14 protein-coding genes are annotated in these 19095 nt (G+C 42.1%); 3 read left to right on the top strand and 11 right to left on the bottom strand.

Annotation, left to right across the window (positions count from 1 at the left end):
• Positions 1–22: 22 nt before the first annotated feature.
• The 7 genes from ACOQOA_RS17130 to ACOQOA_RS17100 form a co-directional block, all read right to left on the bottom strand.
• Positions 23–2734 (bottom strand): nitrate- and nitrite sensing domain-containing protein, encoded by a 2712-nt coding sequence (locus ACOQOA_RS17130; RefSeq protein ID WP_420549814.1) that lies wholly within the window; start codon positions 2732–2734, stop codon positions 23–25.
• Between the two features lie 17 nt (positions 2735–2751).
• On the bottom strand, positions 2752–3294 hold the full coding sequence (locus ACOQOA_RS17125; protein WP_420549813.1) for a chemotaxis protein CheW: 543 nt from the start codon (positions 3292–3294) through the stop codon (positions 2752–2754).
• The gene (locus ACOQOA_RS17120) at positions 3287–5713 is read right to left on the bottom strand and encodes a chemotaxis protein CheA (RefSeq protein WP_420549812.1); all 2427 of its coding nucleotides are present in this window, start codon (positions 5711–5713) and stop codon (positions 3287–3289) included. The genes ACOQOA_RS17125 and ACOQOA_RS17120 overlap by 8 nt, the downstream gene beginning before the upstream one ends.
• Positions 5714–5815: 102 nt before the next feature.
• A complete protein-coding gene (locus ACOQOA_RS17115; protein WP_420549811.1) occupies positions 5816–6181 on the bottom strand; it encodes a response regulator in 366 nt (121 codons plus the stop codon).
• Positions 6181–6492, bottom strand: a complete 312-nt coding sequence (locus tag ACOQOA_RS17110; protein ID WP_420549810.1) for an STAS domain-containing protein — start codon at positions 6490–6492, stop codon at positions 6181–6183. Before ACOQOA_RS17110 ends, ACOQOA_RS17115 begins: the two co-directional genes overlap by 1 nt.
• 228 nt (positions 6493–6720) lie before the next feature.
• Positions 6721–7563, bottom strand: a complete 843-nt coding sequence (locus ACOQOA_RS17105; protein ID WP_420549809.1) for a division plane positioning ATPase MipZ — start codon at positions 7561–7563, stop codon at positions 6721–6723.
• A 112-nt stretch (positions 7564–7675) separates the two neighbouring features.
• Positions 7676–10030, bottom strand: a complete 2355-nt coding sequence (locus ACOQOA_RS17100; RefSeq protein WP_420549808.1) for a Tex family protein — start codon at positions 10028–10030, stop codon at positions 7676–7678.
• Positions 10031–10160: 130 nt separating this feature from the next.
• Between ACOQOA_RS17100 and hrpB the strand changes: the two genes are divergently transcribed.
• Positions 10161–12677, top strand: coding sequence for an ATP-dependent helicase HrpB (gene hrpB, locus ACOQOA_RS17095; protein WP_420549807.1), 2517 nt, complete (start codon positions 10161–10163; stop codon positions 12675–12677).
• A gap of 3 nt (positions 12678–12680) precedes the next feature.
• Here the strand turns inward: hrpB and ACOQOA_RS17090 are convergent, their stop codons facing one another.
• Together ACOQOA_RS17090 and ACOQOA_RS17085 are read right to left on the bottom strand one after the other, a co-directional pair.
• Positions 12681–13139 carry a PAS domain-containing protein gene (locus ACOQOA_RS17090; RefSeq protein ID WP_420549806.1) on the bottom strand — a complete coding sequence of 153 codons (459 nt, stop codon included), beginning with the start codon at positions 13137–13139 and terminating at the stop codon, positions 12681–12683.
• Positions 13140–13271: 132 nt separating this feature from the next.
• The gene (locus tag ACOQOA_RS17085; protein WP_420549805.1) at positions 13272–14276 is read right to left on the bottom strand and encodes a 4-hydroxyproline epimerase; all 1005 of its coding nucleotides are present in this window, start codon (positions 14274–14276) and stop codon (positions 13272–13274) included.
• A gap of 187 nt (positions 14277–14463) precedes the next feature.
• Between ACOQOA_RS17085 and ACOQOA_RS17080 the strand changes: the two genes are divergently transcribed.
• Entirely contained in the window at positions 14464–15336 is an 873-nt protein-coding gene (locus ACOQOA_RS17080) for a DMT family transporter (RefSeq protein WP_420549804.1), read from the top strand.
• A 122-nt stretch (positions 15337–15458) separates the two neighbouring features.
• Positions 15459–17669 (top strand): methyl-accepting chemotaxis protein, encoded by a 2211-nt coding sequence (locus ACOQOA_RS17075; protein WP_420549803.1) that lies wholly within the window; start codon positions 15459–15461, stop codon positions 17667–17669.
• A gap of 30 nt (positions 17670–17699) precedes the next feature.
• Here ACOQOA_RS17075 and ACOQOA_RS17070 read toward each other — a convergent pair whose 3' ends face one another.
• Positions 17700–18335, bottom strand: a complete 636-nt coding sequence (locus tag ACOQOA_RS17070) for a GntR family transcriptional regulator (RefSeq protein WP_420549802.1) — start codon at positions 18333–18335, stop codon at positions 17700–17702.
• A 131-nt stretch (positions 18336–18466) separates the two neighbouring features.
• Positions 18467–19039, bottom strand: coding sequence for a helix-turn-helix domain-containing protein (locus tag ACOQOA_RS17065; protein WP_420549801.1), 573 nt, complete (start codon positions 19037–19039; stop codon positions 18467–18469).
• Between the last annotated feature and the right edge of the window lie 56 nt (positions 19040–19095).

The following is a 19095-nucleotide window of genomic DNA, read 5'->3' as shown; positions in this document are numbered from 1 at the left end:
ATCTCCCTCTAATAGGATATCCCTAGAATTCTTCCCACTCATCATCATCACCTGATGAAGCTTGAGAAGGTGCCGATGCAGGAGTTGAAGACACAACCTTCACTTCCGGCACTTTATTTGAAGGCGCAGGCTTTGCTTTCTTAGGTTTTTGAGGACGATTACTATCATCAATTTTGAAGAAGTTAATCAATTCCACTAAGGTTTCTGCTTGCTCTTCCATAGAACGTGCAGATGCAGAACTTTCTTCAACCAGCGCTGCATTTTGTTGTGTCATTTCATCCATGCTTGCAATTGCTGAATTGATCTCTTCCACTCCAGAGGATTGTTCACGACTTGCCGCTGCAATCTCAGAAATGATATCTGCCACACGTTTAATAGAATCCATAATTTCGGATAGTGAAGAGCCAGTTTCATTTACGAGTTCTACACCTTCTTTCACTTGTGTACCACTATCGGAAATCAATGCCTTAATATCCTTCGCGGCTTCTGAAGACCGTTGAGCTAGCGTACGTACTTCAGATGCCACCACAGCAAAACCTTTACCAGCTTCACCAGCGCGTGCAGCTTCCACGGCCGCGTTCAATGCTAACAAGTTGGTTTGGAAAGCGATTTCATCGATCACACCAATGATATCTGTCACTTTCTGAGAGGCATCTTCAATTTTGGACATGGCATCAACAGCACGATTTACAACATTTCCACCAGTCTCAGCTGTTTGACGTGCGTTAATAGATAACTGGTTCGCCTGCTGAGCATTATCGGCATTTTGTTTCACCGTTGTTGCCATTTCTTCCATAGACGCAGCGGTTTCTTCCAAATTAGATGCTTGTTGCTCTGTGCGACTAGAAAGATCCACACTGCCTGCGGCTACCTCACTTGATGCACTTCCAATTTCATCAGATGTGGTCAGAATATCAGTCACAATTCCACTTAGACGATCGCTGGTCTGGTTCATATCCTGTTTCACAGTTTCGAACATACCTTGATAATCTGCTGTAATACGTGTGGTTAAATCACCACGCGCTAATGCCGACACAGATGTCGCAATATTGTTTAAAACATCCTCAACTGTATCGCTTAATGAATTGATGGATTGGCTAAGATCAAGCATGAAGCCTTCTTTGCCATCGACAGTTAGTGATTTTGTAAAATCACCAGCTGCAACAGAAGATACAACCTCATCAACCTCACGTTGGATCGCTAGCTCTGCAGTTACGTCGCGCCACTCAACAACGGTTCCAACCCGTTCACCATCATCAAAAATTGGACTTGCGATCAAATTAAATGAACGTCCGCCAACCTCGATACTGGTCTTGTAAGCAGTAGTTAATTTGGAAAGCAAACCACGTTGATGGGATGGATCTTTATGGAAACTATCAATATTTGTTCCAATAAGTTTATCACTGTCAAAATTTGACAATTCTTTCCGAATATCTCGTTCAGCATTCTTGAGCATCGCAACCATGGCATCATTCATATAAATGATATCCAGATCCACATTTGCAACCATGACATTCGCCTGACAATTATCAAGAGCTGTACTGGTTAAGATCGCTGCGGATGCATTATCCGAAAACAACTGTAATGTTTGAGATAATTCTCCCAATTCATCAGAACGCTCGGTTCCTGGAATTTCTTTAATTTTCTTATCACCCAAAGCGACCATTAACTGACCTAGAGGTCTTGTTACCCCGCGTAAGGTGAAGAAACCAAAGATCAAAGAAAAAGCTGTCAGTGCAGCAGCACCAACTAGATCAAAAATTAATGCTGTACCTGCTTCTTCTTCAATATCAATTGCTTTTTCGGTCACTAGTTCAGCTAGGCGATCCTCAGCTTCTTTCATAAGATTGATTTTAGCTGTTTGTGCAGCGAACCAATCGGCACCGGTAATATTTTCAAGACTTCCCGTTTGCAAACTGGATAAAGCCACTTGGCGCATACGTTCAACAGCGTCGATATCCGGTCCTTTTACATAATCATTAAATACGTCTTCAAACTTATCAGATGCTTTATCAACAAAAACTTGAATATAACTTCTTTGTTCCGCTATCAAACTCACGAATTTCGTATAGCTTTCAGGTGTAAACTCGCCAGCAGAAAACGCCCCGGTACCAATCGCACGTTCGATACCAGCTTTTTCTTTCGCATTTAATAACGCGAGATAAGCTGTCATATCTTTGTTCAAAGAGGCGTTGTCACTAATTTGAATCAAATCAGCAACCGTATATAAAGCAAGTTTGTTAAAGCGTGTGTAAAATCCAGTAGCATCGCCAACAGAAAGCGTTAAAGCGTCCACAGACTGACGGTGAGCTCTCAATAAGTCTAATTTATCAACTGTGTCATCTACATGATCTTTCAAGGATTCCGGATAATCGGAGAAATCAAAATCTTCCACATGATCTATATAGTCATCAATCTGTGTATCTGCGATACTTCGTTGTTGTATCACCCGATTTTTAAAACCAGCATCACCGCCAGAACCAATGAAGCCTGCAGTTGCGCCGCGTTCTTTTTGTAATTCATGAACAACTGCACTTAGATATGGTGTCAGCTTTGATAGATTTTCAATACGTTTCATATTGTTGTAAATCGTCGCTTGTTCTGAAATTAAAAGCGTCGCTAAGATCAGCAATCCAACAATCGGCACCCCCAGGGAGATACTAATTTTGGGTCCAATTTTCATTCGGCCCAGCATTGTAGAACTTTTAGGATTTTCAACCTTACTTTCAGTCATTTCTACATCCTCTCACTCTATTGAAGCGCCTTCCCGGCTTCCTGTCCTTGATCAATATCTTTACTGTTGAAAAGTTTCGCTGCGTCTAGCAATGCGACCATCCTCTCTTCTACAGTAACCAATCCCGATAAAAATTCATTGTCTACGCGACGCTCCATTTTCGGAACACCTCGTACCTCGCCTGCTTCTATAGTTAGAATGTCAGACACGGCATCAACAAGAATGCCCACAAACCGTTCCCCAACGGTTATAATAATCACCACATGCAAATTGCTGACCTCAGTAAATCCGCCACCAAATCGACAACGAAGATCAAAAATGGGGACAATCAATCCACGCAGATTTAAAACGCCACGCATATATTCAGGTGTGTTCGGCAGCATGGTCGTTTCTGACCATCCCTTAATCTCCCTCACCGACATGATATCCACGCCGTATTCTTCCGCCCCAATGGTGAAAGTCACAAATTGTAAATATTCAGTATTCCCCGCTCCATCTTCACCGTGTATTTCTACGGCTCCATTAGCGACCGCGAGAGAATTTTGGTTTGTATCAGCCATATTTTTGCTCCGATTGAACCAACAAATCTTTTTCGGATTGTACATTTCGACGACTTGCACCACGTCCATGCGTCATCTCCGTCAATCCATCTACATCTAAAATCAAGGCAACAAGTCCATTTCCAAGAATGGTCGCAGCGGACACACCTGGTACAGGATCATAGTTATCTTCCAGACTTTTAATCACCACTTGTTGCTGACCAAGTAAGTCATCTACAACAATGCCGGCATGGCCACCGCCATCAAGTTCTACCAAGACAACAAGCGCCTCACTTGGATCCGTAATTGCCCCTTTGATGCCGAAAACATCATGCAAATAAATCAGGCGAATATATTCACCACGCACAAAGACAACTTCACCACCCGTCGCCAGACGATGAATGTCTTCTTTTTCTGGACGAATACTTTCTACAATTGCCGTTAACGGAATAACATATTTCTCATCCGCGACTGCCGTCACCATGCCATCAAGTACAGCAAGGGTGAGTGGCAAGGACATGTTGAACTTAGTCCCCTTACCCGGTACCGAAGATACTGAAATACGCCCCCCTAGATTAGAGATATTTCGACGTACCACATCCATACCAACACCACGTCCAGAGACATCTGTCACTTCTTCCGCAGTTGAGAAACCCGGCATGAAGATTAACTCATCTACCTCTTCAGGGCTTAACTGGTGATTTTCAGGAACCAGACCTTTTTCTATCGCCTTTCCAAGCACGCGCTCTCTGTTTATGCCACGCCCGTCATCAGCAATATCGATTTGAATACGACCACCTCTATGTTCCGCAGAAAGATGAACGGTTGCACGTGGTGTTTTTCCAACGTCAAGTCGCTCATCCTCAGTTTCAATGCCATGATCTAGAGAATTTCGGATCATATGGGTAAGAGGATCCGCTAAAAGCTCAACAACGGTTTTATCTACCTCTGTATTTTCCCCAGAAGTCACCAGATCAACTTTCTTACCGAGTTTGCCTGATAATTCACGTACCAAACGTGGCATCCGGGCGAAAACAGATTTCACTGGTTGCATACGGATCGCCATGACACTGTCTTGCAATTCACGTGTATGCATAGCTAAGTCATCAAAACCTTGCTTCATCATTTGGGCATATTCAATTGGCATACCACTAGATTGCTGCTGAAGCATTGCTTGGGTAATCACCAATTCCCCAACCATATTCACAAGACGATCAACACGGTCCAGATCAACCCGAATTGAAGAAATTTTTGCAGCACCACCACCTGCAGCAGGCTTCGCGCCAGGTGCTTTTTTAGCTGCTGTGGGTGCCGTAGATTTTGCTTTGGCTGGCACAGACGATTTTGCTTCTTTAGTATTTTTATCCTCTTTCTTAGAAGAAGGACTTTTAGAAGCTTCTTCTTCGACTTCATCGTCAAATAGCCCCCAACCTTGCTCGGATTCAATTTCGTCTTTAGATTTTTCTGCTACATCTGATGAATCTTCCTCATCAAACAATCCCCAACCTTGATCAGACTCTATTTCATCTTTTGATTTTTCATCAATAAAGAGCCCCCAAGACACACCTTCCTCAGCTTCTATTGAACCTGCATTAGAGGCCGTCCCTCCTAAAGCTTCCACAAGACGCTCGAAATCGCCTTCTTGTGCTTCAGTTACCGTCAACGTGCAGTCAAATTCAACAAATTCAAAAACTTCTTCAATAGCGTCGCGGTCTTTATCAGTACGTAAAAAGAATATCCAAGAGAAATAGATATCATCATGCTTCAAATCACCGAACATGGGCAACTTGTCCGTGAATACAAAAGTATTTAAAGTTCCCAAAGTTTTAAGTTCACGTATCAAAAGCAACGGTTCATTTGCATATTGTAAAAGATGGGGTTCTGGCGTGAACTCGATTTTCCAGATTTTTCCTGACTTTGTGTCTGATCCTTCAGCATCATCTTCGCTCTCAATAGCATCGGAGGGATCATCGCCTGTAAGGTCCACAATTTCTTCTTCGTCGTCATCACCGTCTTCGTCATCTTCAACAGAAGCGCCACTTTGAAGCGCTTCCAGTTCAACAGCAACATCAGCCCAAGCCTCTTCGGGTAATTCTTCTCCATCTTGAGCCGCCTGAATCAAATTATTTAATACATCATTTGCAGATAGTAGAAGATCAACAACTTCTTCTGTTACGGCAACCTTGCCTTCACGCATACTATCAAGCAACGCTTCGTAAATATGCGCAAAATGAACCAATTGATCAAAATTGAAAGCACCTCCGCCACCTTTTACAGAATGAACAGCACGGAAGATCGCATGCAAATCTTCAGGCTCAGCACTATCGGGGTTTTGCTGCAATGACATCAAGCGAGTTTCAGCATCTGCCAAAAGCTCATTGCACTCTTCGAAGTAGGTCGCCTTGAATTGATCAAGGTTAAAATCGCCTAAATCGGACACAGCTTTCTCCCTTATCGTTTATGCATTGTCACCCTCAAAAATCATGACAAACGCTTGAAAGACTATAGGCAAAGGTCAAAACCCCTTCCCCCGAAAACAAATTTATGGACAAACTTTCGCGACAACCTGTAACAATTTATCCGGATTAAATGGCTTCACGATCCAACCCGTTGCGCCTGCAGCTCTACCTTCATTTTTCTTTGCACCATCAGCTTCAGTCGTCAGCACTAAAATGGGTATAGACTTATATGCAGGCATTCCTCTTAATTCACGTATTAAGGTCAATCCATCCATATTTGGCATATTCACATCAGTGATAATCAGATCAACATTTTGACCACCTAAAACTGACAAAGCATGTTGACCATCGTTGCCTTCAATCACTTCATGGCCAGCATTACGTAAAGTGAAAGAAACCATGTCGCGCATGGTTTTAGAATCATCAACAGCAAGAACTTTTAGTCCCATTACGCTTTACTCCATTTCGAAAAAACCGACCATAAACCCAGATCTTCAAGACCGGATTTAAAAGCCTCACTATAATTTGAGATTTCAAAAGACGCTTTTCCACTTTCAACAGAACGTGCAGCAGCAAGTAACGCCTGACAAGGCGCCGTGGTTAAGCGTTCCACCTGTCCTGCGTGAATTCGTACATCTAAATTTTTATCAATTGCTTGGGCAAGATTATCAATCAGATTTTCTGTTTGCCCTAAATCAAGAATAGTAGGCAGAGAAATATCACACTCAGTTTCAGAAATTGATATTTGGGTACCTTCCATAGCCCTGCTTTCCGTGGTTCGATCCATCATTATTTTTGTTATTGCTTAAAAGTTTGATCCAATCCCTACCAAACCTTTAAGGGAATTTTTAATTCCTACACACTTTAGTGCGATAGTTAAATTTTGTACATAATTTTATTTAACGTCAAGGTAATAATTCATAAAAACAAGGGATTAGGATATTTTTCACATGAATTTCACGCAAAATTCATAAAAAAAATTAACCTTTTACACATCTTCCTGCTGAAGTCTTTTCGTAATTCTTGGCAACCATAGAGTGTGTAAAATTTCTCTTATTTCCTGACGTGCCGCAATATGTGACATAGAAATTCTTTCACCCGGTAACTTTGAATCCAGCATATCTAAAACTGTACGTCCTGTTGGAAACAATTCCCGATAAATGGCACGTTCTGAAATTCCAGGAGCCACACGAAACCCCATTTTCCCGGATAACGTTTTTAAGCTTTCCAAAATACGATCCGTATTTTTTGAACGTAAGTTCCCAAGACGATTACGTAAAATAATCCAATCCATACCAGCACGGTCCCGTTCAAATCGCTTTTGACGCTGTGTCATAACAATTCTTGCATAGTGGCTCGGCTTACATTGATCTACAGGCCCATCATCAATTTCAACCAATAAATCCAGATCAACAAAACTGTCGTTAATTGGTGTAATCAGGCTATCGGCAAATGTATGACCTATACGCGAAATATGAACATCCGCACCAGGTGTATCAATAACGACAAAATCATATCCATTTCGAAAAGCAGCGATCTGCTCTTCCAGCTGCTTTGTCATATCCTGACGCGCTTCTTCCATACTATCGAAAACACTATTTTCCATACAGACATGAGTTGGCATAGGCAGCCATATCCCAGTCTTCTCACAATATTTCCGTCGATTTTCCAGATAACGGGTTAAACTTCGCTGGTTTACATCCAAATCAATTGTCGCAACTGTAAACCCAAGACGTAACAATCCAATCGTTGAATGAAAAGCCGCTGTAGTTTTGCCTGAACCACCCTTTTCATTCCCGTATAAAATGACATGTGCTTTATGACCTACCACGTGACACCTTAGAAATAATTGAATTTATACGAGCTTAACCGAGCTAGAAAAAAAGGCAATGCAAAAATCAAAACGGGAAATAATCCAATACATTTCCCGTTTATATTTAACTTCACTTTTTCTTGGATTGTGCCTTCGCAAAAGCAGCTGCAAACGCATTATTTTGCATAGAAGATGAGCTTGGCCCAGATTGCCCTCGTCCTTTTCCTGAGTTTTTTCCGCTCCCACGATTTCCTGCAGAACGATTTTGACCTTGTGATTTAACTTCTTTCTTCACATTTCCTGCTTCTGGCGTATCGCCCATCCGCATAGATAAAGAGATACGTTTACGTGCAATGTCTACTTCCATCACTTTAACCTGGACGATGTCACCTGGCTTAACGACTTCACGAGGATCACTTACAAAACGATCGGCCAGTGCAGATACATGAACCAAACCATCTTGATGCACACCAACATCAACAAAAGCACCAAAGTTTGCTACATTGGTCACCACACCTTCTAGACGCATCCCCACTTTTAGATCTTTAACTTCTTCCACTCCGTCTTGGAAAGTTGCTGTCTTGAATTCAGGGCGCGGGTCACGTCCCGGTTTCTCCAATTCTTGGAAAATATCCTTAACAGTCGGCTCTCCGAATTTATCGGTAGTAAAATCATTCGCCACTAACTTACGGATAATAGATGCATCACTCATAAGATTTTTGATGTTACTATTTGTCGCGGTCAGAATTTTTTCTACCACTGGATATGCTTCTGGATGAACAGAAGAACGATCCAGAGGATTATCACCTTCCATCACCTTCAAGAAGCCGGCACATTGTTCAAATGCCTTATCACCAAGGCGAGGCACCGCTTTTAAACCTTCACGATTTGCAAAAGCACCATTTGCTTCCCGATAGGCCACAATGCTTTCCGCCAAGGCAGGGCCAACACCTGCAACACGCGCTAAAAGAGGGGCCGAAGCCGTATTCAAATCAACACCAACTGCGTTCACACAATCTTCAACAACTGTATCCAGCATACGGTTTAACTTAAATTCACTTACATCATGTTGATACTGTCCAACACCAATAGATTTAGGATCAATTTTCACCAGTTCCGCCAATGGATCTTGTAAACGGCGGCCAATTGATGCTGCTCCACGCAAAGATACATCCACATCCGGCAATTCACGGCTGGCGAATTCAGATGCCGAATACACAGAAGCACCAGCTTCAGAAACCATCACAGGTGTGATTTTCAATTCTGGATGTTTTTTCTTTAGCTCATTTGCTAATTGTTCAGTCTCTCGTGACGCAGTTCCATTACCAATCGCAACTAGATCAACATTAAACCGCAAACAAAGTGCAGCTAATACTGCTAGGGATTGATCCCATTGCTGTTGTGGTTGATGAGGATAAATTGTGGTCGTTTCCATCAACTTTCCTGTAGCATCTACAACCGCAACTTTCACACCCGTTCTAAATCCCGGGTCAAGCGCTAATGTCGGGCGACTACCTGCCGGCGCAGCCAGCAACAAGTCGCGCAAATTCTTTGCAAAGACAAGAATTGCTTCCTCTTCAGCTTCTTCCCAAAGGCGACGCATCAATTCCATCTCAATATAAAGCGATAACTTAATACGCCATGCCCAACGCGCTGTATCTTGCAACCATTTATCAGCCGCACGCCCCTCATTACTTAACCCAAAATGTGTGGCAACTTTCATCTCACAAGGATGGGGTGTTGTGCGGTCTTCTGGGTCACCTACGACGATAGAAGCTTGAAGGATTTCCTCTTTACGACCACGGAAGATCGCTAATGCGCGATGCGAAGGTACTTTATTCACAGGTTCTTCATAGTCAAAGTAATCAGCAAATTTTTCGCCTTCCTTAGCCTTGCCCTCGACTAATTTGGAGGTTAGCTTACCTTCAGTCCAAATGTAATCACGCAATTTACCAACAAGCGCGGCATCTTCTGCAAAACGCTCCACCAAGATTTGGCGTGCACCATCAAGAGCCGCCTTCACATCAACAATACCTTTTTCGGCATCTACATATTTTGCAGCCTCGACTTCAGGATCCAAAGTCGGCGTATCAAACAAGTCATTTGCCAATGGTTCCAAACCTGCTTCACGGGCGATTTGAGCTTTGGTACGACGTTTTGGTTTATAAGGTAAGTATAAATCCTCTATCACAGACTTACTGTCAGCAAATTCTATAGATTTGCGTAATTCATCTGTGAGCTTCCCTTGCTCATCAATGGACTTAAGAATGGTCTCGCGACGACTATCTAACTCACGCATATATCCCAGACGTTCTTCCAGTTTACGAAGTTGTGTATCGTCTAAACCACCAGTTACCTCTTTACGATAACGCGCAATAAACGGCACTGTCGCCCCACCGTCCAAAAGTTCCATCACAGAAGCAATTTGAGCTTCTCGTACTTCTAACTCTTTTGCCAAACGTGTGGTAAGAGGCTGTACTGCCATGAAATAGTCTCCATAAGAAATCAATAAATTAACTACGATCTATTTGCGCAAGATTCGGCACTCCGACAAGTCGCTCAAATAACAATATTTTGGGTTTTATTTCTAAACAGAGACTTATAAACTGCGCGCCATGAATGATATTGCCTCAAACCTTCCAATCAACGATGTTTTACCAGAACTCCTTTCATCTCTGAAAGATACGAACCGCATAGTGGTACAAGCCCCGCCGGGTGCAGGTAAAACCACTACGATTCCACTTACCTTATTAAAAGAAGAATGGGCTAAAGGTGGGAAAATCCTGATGTTGGAACCTCGTCGGTTAGCGGCAAAAAGCGCCGCACGACATATGGCGAGCATATTAGGAGAAAAAGTTGGAGAAACTGTTGGCTATCGTGTTCAGATGGACAATTGCGTCGGGGACGGAACGCGTTTGGAAATTCTGACAGAGGGTATTCTGACACGACGCCTTCAAAGTGACCCTGAATTGACTGGTGTTTCTGCAATTATCTTTGATGAATTTCACGAAAGAAGCTTACAGGCTGATTTGGGACTAGCCCTTTCCATCGACTGTCAGGAAGGCTTGCACGATGATTTAAAAATCATTGTTATGTCTGCAACTTTGGATGGCGAAAGCATCTCTACTTTATTAGACGATGCCCCGATTATAACAAGTGAAGGTCGCGCCTTTCCTGTCGAAACCAAATATCTTGGTAAACCAGAAACCAATCGATGGGGACAAACTGATATCGTTTCAGCAACTGTCAATGCAATCAAGCAAGCGTTAAAAGAGGAAACAGGCAGTATTCTTACCTTCCTTCCCGGAGAAGGTGAAATTCGAAAAGTTGAAGCAGAATTAAAACAATTAAAATTGCCTCAAAATTGCTTTATTGCCCCTTTATTTGGCGCCATGCCACTTGCTGAACAAGATAAAGCAATCCGCCCGACATCAGCCGACCAACGAAAGATTGTATTATCTACCAATATCGCAGAAACAAGCTTAACGATTAACGGTATTCGTGTCGTTATTGATAGTGGTTATAGACGTATCGCCAAATATAATCCCAATAATGGTCTAACACGCCTTGAAACCAAACAAATTTCAATAGCCTCCGCAACGCAACGTCAAGGTCGCGCGGGCCGTGTAGAAGCTGGTGTTTGCTATCGTCTTTGGGATCAAAGAGCCGAAGGCAGCATGGAAAGTTTTGATGCACCGGAAATTCTCGAAACGGATTTAAGTGACCTCGCAATTGATCTAGCAAATTGGGGCATAAAAGAGCCAACGGAACTGAAATGGCTCGACATTCCCAACAAAGCGTTACTTCAACAAGCTAGAGACCTTTTGGTCAATCTTGGGATTTTAGATCAAGATTTACGGATTACGAAACATGGTAAACAAGTTGCCCGTATGCCAATGCATCCCCGTCTTGGTCATATGATCTTAATTGCAAACCAATATGGATTGGGAAAAGAAGCATGTGATCTAGCCGCTATTTTAAGTGAAAGAGATTTCTTAAACGATCGTCAAAACACGAGTTTGATAGATAGGGTTAAGGCTTTATCGAATAACCCAAAATCCAAACGCATCAAAGCTTTATCCAAATATTGGCTCACAAGAATTTCAAAGCATACAAAAACTAAATCCTCTGTTCTAATTGAAGACTTCGATAGCCAGATTGGCTTGCTGATATCACTTGCCTATCCTGACCGTATTGCGTTACTGCGTAAATCAAAAGGCACTCGATACCAGATGGCGAATGGACGCGGAGCAAGCCTTGAAGAAACTGATAAGCTGCATGGTAGTATTTGTTTATGCATTGCGGATTTATCTGGCGACGGGCGCGATAGTAAAATCCGTATGGCTGCCCCGATTAACCCTGAAAGCTTAAAAGAGTTCTACGGAGATAGCTTGGAAGAAGGATCTTTTGCCACCTGGGATAAAAGAACGCGATCCATCATGGCTCGCAAACAAACACGCCTTGGCAAGTTAATTCTGTCAGATGAAGCAAGCAATGATCTGCCGAATGATCAAATAGAGGCAGCTATTTATGTTGGCATCAGAGATTTGGGCTTACGAGTTTTACCATGGGATAAAGAAAGTAAAAGCTTACACGCGCGCATGCGCTGCGCGCATTTCCTTGATCAACAGAACTGGCCTGATGTAAGTGATCAAACACTTCTTTCTTCGCTAGAAGAATGGTTATCTCCTTATTTGTCTCCTTTATTAAATTCTGTAAGAAAACTAGAAGATTTAGCGCCTTTGGATTTAAAGACGATTCTGGTGAGCTTACTGGATTGGTCACAACAACAAGAGTTGGACAAATTCATTCCAAGTCATTGGCAAGTACCAAGTGGTTCACGCATTCGTATTGATTATGAAAATATGGAAGCCCCTATCCTTGCGGTGAAGTTACAGGAAATGTTTGGCGCCACTGAAACACCTGTGGTTGGGAATGGTAAACTTCCTCTCACATTGCATTTGTTAAGCCCAGCGCAACGACCTCTACAGGTCACGCAAAATTTAGTCAGTTTTTGGTCTGATAGCTACCATGCGGTAAAAGCTGAAATGAAAGGTAAATACCCAAAACATCCTTGGCCTGATGACCCCATGTCCCATCAAGCAACTGCAAAAATCAAGAAGCGTTTATAAGTTTTAGGCAGCGATAAAATAAGACAACCCCAAAAGAATATTCACTTCATTACCATCTTCGGATAAAGGTAACAGAAGGCGTTCATAATGAACAAAATCTTTTGACATCCAAGACGCAGATTGTTTGGAATAAATTACAGAAAAATCATTGGCAACTTCGCAATAGATATCCCAGAGTTCATCGGCTTCCGTTCCACGATACATTTTGCTAAAATAATCACCTGTATTATCACGTCCCATCACATCAACAAGATGAGTGCCATGCAGGCGCATTTTAAAATCTATGGGATTACGCATAACGTCAAACATAAACATATGCGGCAATAGGTCACGCAATTCGATTGGATCAATATCCTTGCGCGTGGGTGCTTTACGCTCCCCGCGCTTTTCATCCCAATAGGCGTATAATTTTTTATGCCCTTCATTTTCTAAATCCTGAAGGGAGCCTACAAGGCAGCGCATTCTCAAATATCCTTAATTCTCTGGTATCGACAGAAGCCCGGAAACTATATCACGGTATCCTGATAATCAATACTTATCAGATGGATATTATATCAAATTTGATCAAATTTTTAATAGAAAACTTATTGGAGATTACACAACCTGAAACCCATGCGCATAAGGGTCACGATCATCTATATAGATTGTGTTTAAGCCATGCACACGCGCCCAACCTCGAATAGATGGGATGATTGCCTTATAATCACCAACCATTGCAGTATCTTCCACGCGACCAACAAACATGCTGCCAATAATGCTTTCATGCACAAATTCATCACCAACATTTAACATGCCTTGCGCATATCTTTGTGCCATTCGCGCCGATGTACCAGTCCCACATGGGGAACGATCAATTGCTTTATCGCCATAAAAAACAGCATTTCGAGCATGTGATTCCGGCCGGGTCGGAGCACCGGTCCATTGCATATGAGAAAGCCCCTTAATTGTCGGGTTTTCTGGATGAACAAACTCATATTTCTCGTTAAGTAAATTACGCAATTTCAAACTCATACGGATCAAATCTCCGCCTGAGTAATCAGCCATATCCCTAAAGTTGTCTTGAGGTCCAACAATAGCGTAAAAATTCCCGCCATAAGAAACATCAACTTTCAAAGGGCCTAGTTCAGGGCATTCAATGTCCAAACCTTCGGAATGCAGGAAACTTGCCACATTTCGAATACGCACCCATTCAACCAATCCGTCTTCATTCATGTCATAATCGGCAATAACCAGACCCGCCGGTGTATCCAATCGTAATACACCAGGTTCCTTTGGTGTGACTAATCCATGCTCTAACGCAATCGTCACCGTACCAATCGTACCGTGACCACACATGGGTAAACAACCACTTGTTTCAATAAATAGAATGCCGACATCGCAATCTTCACGACAAGGTGGATAAAGGATTGAACCTGACATCATATCATGACCGCGCGGTTCAAACATTAATCCTGTACGGATCCAATCATATTCGGCCAGAAAATGCTGACGACGTTCTGACATCGTATTCCCTTGAAGATCTGGGCCACCTGTTTTCACTACACGAACAGGATTTCCGCAAGTGTGGCCGTCAATACATTCGAAAACATGTCTTGCCATTTTCTATCCTTCATCAGCATTTAACTTTATTTAAAATATATTTTGATATATTACTGATATATTAGTATTGGTAAAGTAGATTTTTGTGTAGTTTCGTCACAATTCTTTCGTCGAAAAATCGATTAACTTCAGTTCTATACTATGCGAAAAATCGATACCTAAAAAAGTTAAAATGAAAGAAAATCCCATGCCTCAAAATCAAAATGTCTATATTGCAGCATTATGGACAGCCGGAGCCTTGATTTCTTTCATGATAATGGCTGTTGGTGGTCGTGAAGCAGCAACAGAATTAAATACCTTCCAGATTCTGTTTTTTCGAAGCATTGTGGGTTTTATCATTGTCTCTGCTCTTCTCAGTTATTTTGGGTGGGAGCAAATTCGCACCACAAAGTTAAAACTACATATATTCCGTAATCTTGCCCATTATGTAGGGCAATATGGTTGGTTCTTTGGTATTGCTGTTATTCCCTTGGCAGAAGTATTTGCGATTGAATTTACGACACCAATCTGGATTGCTGTTATGGCTGTTATGTTTCTTGGAGAAAAACTAACCCCTTCTAAAATCATTGCTATCACACTTGGTTTCGCAGGTATTCTAATCATAATTAAACCGGGTGCGGAGATTATAAATTATGCGTCCCTCGCTGTTTTGATCAGTGCCATTGGTTATGCCATCGCCCATTCCATGACTAAACATTTGACCGCATATGATAGTCCTCTTTGCATTATTTTTTACATGATTGCTATTCAGCTTCCCATCAGTTTCTTTCCAGCTTTGGATAACTGGGTTTGGCCTTCATTATACACGTGGTTCTGGCTGGTCATTCTCGGGAGCACAGCTCTTTCTGCTCACTACTGCCTCGCACATGCTTTTAGACATGCTGATGCGACCGTTGTCGTTCCAATGGATTTCATGCGCCTTCCACTCGTCACCGCTGTTGGTTATCTGGTTTATAATGAATCCGTTGACGTTTGGTTATTTATAGGTGCTTTTGTAACCTTATGCGGGAATATGATTAATGTAAGAGCTGCAAAACGAGGCGAAATTAAAAATTCGTAAACTTTAAACATTATTTTTGCGTCATCAACTTGACATAAGACGTCAAAAACTTATACCTGAATCTAATAAAGTATACATTATTGAGCACTTGTTAACTTCAAGGCTCCTCAAGGGAACGGGTTATGGGTAATAAAGAATTCAACGATGGGGTTGAAACAGCATTCTCCAAATTTGGAATTGGAAAGCGACTAATTGCTGCATTTTCATTAGTAGCTGGCTTAACTATCGTTATTAGCGCTGTAAGCTGGGTTAGTATTAATAATCTAACTGACGCACAAAATGATTTAATCAAGACAAATGTACCTGCTATCACACAGGCGCTGAATTTATCTAATGCGACTACTTCTTTAGCGGCCGCAACACCACAATTAAATACAGCAACTAACCTAGAAGAAAAAGAAGCAAGCCTCGCACAAATCCAAGCAACAGTTGATGAAGCTCAAGATCTTTTAGATCAACTATTGGAAAACAATCCAGACAATGAAACACTTCAAAGCATTGCAGAGGATTTAGCGGTATTTGAACCAAACATCCAAAAACTAGCTGAACTTGTTGGCACAAGGCACACTCTTCAAGGTCATGTGGATACGATTACAGAGAAACTTGCTAAATTGCGCACAAGTATCGACACAGATACCAATCCTTTCCTACTTCCTTTACGCATTCAATATTTTGATTTGGTTGATGATTGGAAAGAAGCCCTAGACGATGTTGCGGAACAAGTTAAAGCCGGTGAAGAAGCAGATGTTTCTGTTTCCGATCAAGAAGCTGCAGGCCTCAAAATCTTAAATACACAAAGATCGATATTTGAATTTCGTTCAACAGGCCAGTTCCTTATTGGCGTGATTGCGGAAAGTGCACAAACCACTAATCCAGAACTACTTGCTGAATTGGAAAACGTCTTCGCCCAAAATCTATCTGTTATGGCAACCCCGTTATCAGTAATTGAAGGAATTGAGGAAGCACCAAAACTTCAGGAAATTTTTAAAGAACTATTGACTATGGGTGTTAGAGGTGACGAAACAACCCAAGTATATACGATTAGAAAAGCAGAACTCGCGACCCTGAGTGAAGCACAAGAGATTCTGGCTGCAAATAATATGATTGCAGAAAACCTGTCACTAAAAGTTCAATCCTTTGTCGAAGATGTAGAAACTAATACTGAAACGGCTGCAAAAAATGCTGATGCACTCGCCGCGACAACCTTAACTACCCTTATTGTGATTGCAGTAATTTCATTGATCATCGCGATTGCTATTGGCTGGTTATATGTAGGTCGCAGCATTATTAACCGTATTCATATGCTTCTAGAGTCTATGCAGAAGCTGGCTGAAGGCGATTTAAATGCCAGCATTTATCGTGAAGGCAATGATGAGTTAGCAAAAATGGGGCATGCCTTAGCTGTATTACGCAATGTGTCTCGCGAGGCAGAAAATTTGAAATCTGCACAAGAGACGGAAAAACAACGTAATGAAGAAGAAAAACGTCAAGCTGCCTTGAGAATGGCTGATGATTTTGATTCTTCTGTGGGACAAAGTATTTCTGTTCTTTCCAGCAATGTTGGCGACATGCGTGGACGCGCAGTTGAGATGCAAAAACTTTCTGCACGCACTCAAGATGAAGCAAATGAAGTCAACCAAGCGACCAATGTGATGGCAAATGATATTGCATCAGTTGCTAGCGCCGTAGAAGAATTATCCGCATCGGTATCTGCAATCGGCCACCAAGTTGAACGAAATGCTACTGTTTCTCAGGAAGCTGTTAAACGTGCCGAAGAGATGAATGGTAATGTAGGTCGATTGGAAGGAGCTTCCAAGAAGATTGAAGAAGTGACAGAACTCATCAGCTCTATCGCTGAACAAACAAATTTATTGGCATTGAATGCAACCATTGAGGCCGCACGTGCAGGCGAAGCAGGCAAAGGCTTTGCTGTGGTTGCAAATGAGGTGAAGTCTCTTGCGAACCAAACCACAAGCGCTACAGAAGAAATCAACACATTGATTGCTAATATTCAAGTTGAGGTGAAAGGCGCTGCAGCAACTGCAGAAGGCTTTGACCATGTTATCAAACAGATCGATGCAATCTCTGCTGAAATCACAACCGCGGTTGAAGAGCAAGGCTCTGCCACACATGAAATAAACGGAACCGTAACACAAAGCGCAGAACATTGTTCCGAGATCGCCAATCGCGTTCAGGAAATTACGCAAGACCTGAGCAATGTAAGTAATTCAATGCAACAAGTATTGGATGGTGTCGGTCAGGTTGATGAGGAAAGCCAAGCCCTTAACGATAATGTTGAAAACTTCCTTGGGAATATTCGACAATCAAACTAAGAAAAAAGCCGCTCATATGAGCGGCTTTTTTTAAAGAACTTTGCGAACTGCAGTTTCAAGATAGTCCATAAACTCGGTTATGGTATTTCTCACTTTATCGACTTGCCCAGACGCAATCGCCAACATCATTGCACGATGCATTTCTGCAGATGTATTTAATTCTGATTGTCCTTGATAATAATACCAGAAACGACGGCTCATACTTTGAAGTGGCATGCATGATTTAAATGCATAATGGTTTCTAGAGGCTTCTCCTAGAATTATATCAAAACGCTTATCTGCACGCATAAATTCATCTACATCATGATCTTCGGCTGCTTTAGCAATTTCAGCCGCGACTCTCTCCAAGGCAGCACGTTCTTGTTCATCGGCCCGATTGGCAGCCAACTCACCGATTAACAATTCAAGCGGCCTACGTACTTCTAAAACACGTAACATCTCAGACGCACTTACCTCACTTACGATCATGGCCCTACGCGGTTGAATTGAAATCAAGCGATCAGTTGATAATCTTTGCAAAGCTTCACGCACAGGCGTGCGGCCGATCTCTAATCGGTCACATAAATCCGGTTCACTCAAAATACTACCAGGACGTAATTTGAGTGTCACAATCATTTCTTCAAGCTTCCGATAGGCTTGATCGGCCAGCTTTTCTTTTACTTCCATGAGAATCCCCTGCTCATTTGGAATAACGTCTGAATATATATTGTGGATATATTACAGTGATTGGGACAAGATTTGCAAGAAAGCGACGAAACAACAAGGTATCAAAGCTTCTTTCAAAACAAATTAATGGGCTACATTGGCCGCCCTAATACAACAACCATCAATCCAGTCGCAACAATATCACTATCATTAATAACAACATGATCTTTATCCGCCGGATATCTGATGGTTTCACCAGCATAAACCAGATGGGAATCTTCGCCTGTTTCAATCTTTAGGCATCCATCCAACACAGTCACGTTTTCCAATGTTCCAAGATCATGGGCTTCGGAAAACAAACGCCCCCCAGGTTCTACAGTTACGTGATACCATTGCAACCAGTTCACTGTATGAATAGGTCCTAAAATGCGTAAAGAGCATTTACCGTCCTCACTGTGAATAACAGGGGTTGCATTATCAGCAACTACATCAAAAACACGTGGGCTCGCCTCTTTACGAAGCAATTCTTCAACAGTGACATTTAAAGCAACACAAATACGATGAATCGTAGACAGTGTCGGGTTATTTTGATCTCGTTCAATTTGGGAGAGAACAGATTTAGAAACACCGGATTTATTAGCAAGATCATCCAAACTCATTTTATAAGCTTGACGTAAACGTAAGACTTTACGGCCAATTTTCGGAATTTCATTTTCTTCAGACATAGGGACTTTCCTGATTTTTTGCATCTGATATGATGCCTCTATCTTTTTGACGTTCG

The sequence above is a fragment of the Curvivirga sp. genome (assembly GCF_965219885.1).
In the GTDB taxonomy this organism is placed as follows: domain Bacteria; phylum Pseudomonadota; class Alphaproteobacteria; order UBA8366; family Aestuariispiraceae; genus Curvivirga.
Note: the sequence above shows the minus strand (reverse complement) of the source record. Positions and strands in the feature narration are given on the sequence as shown.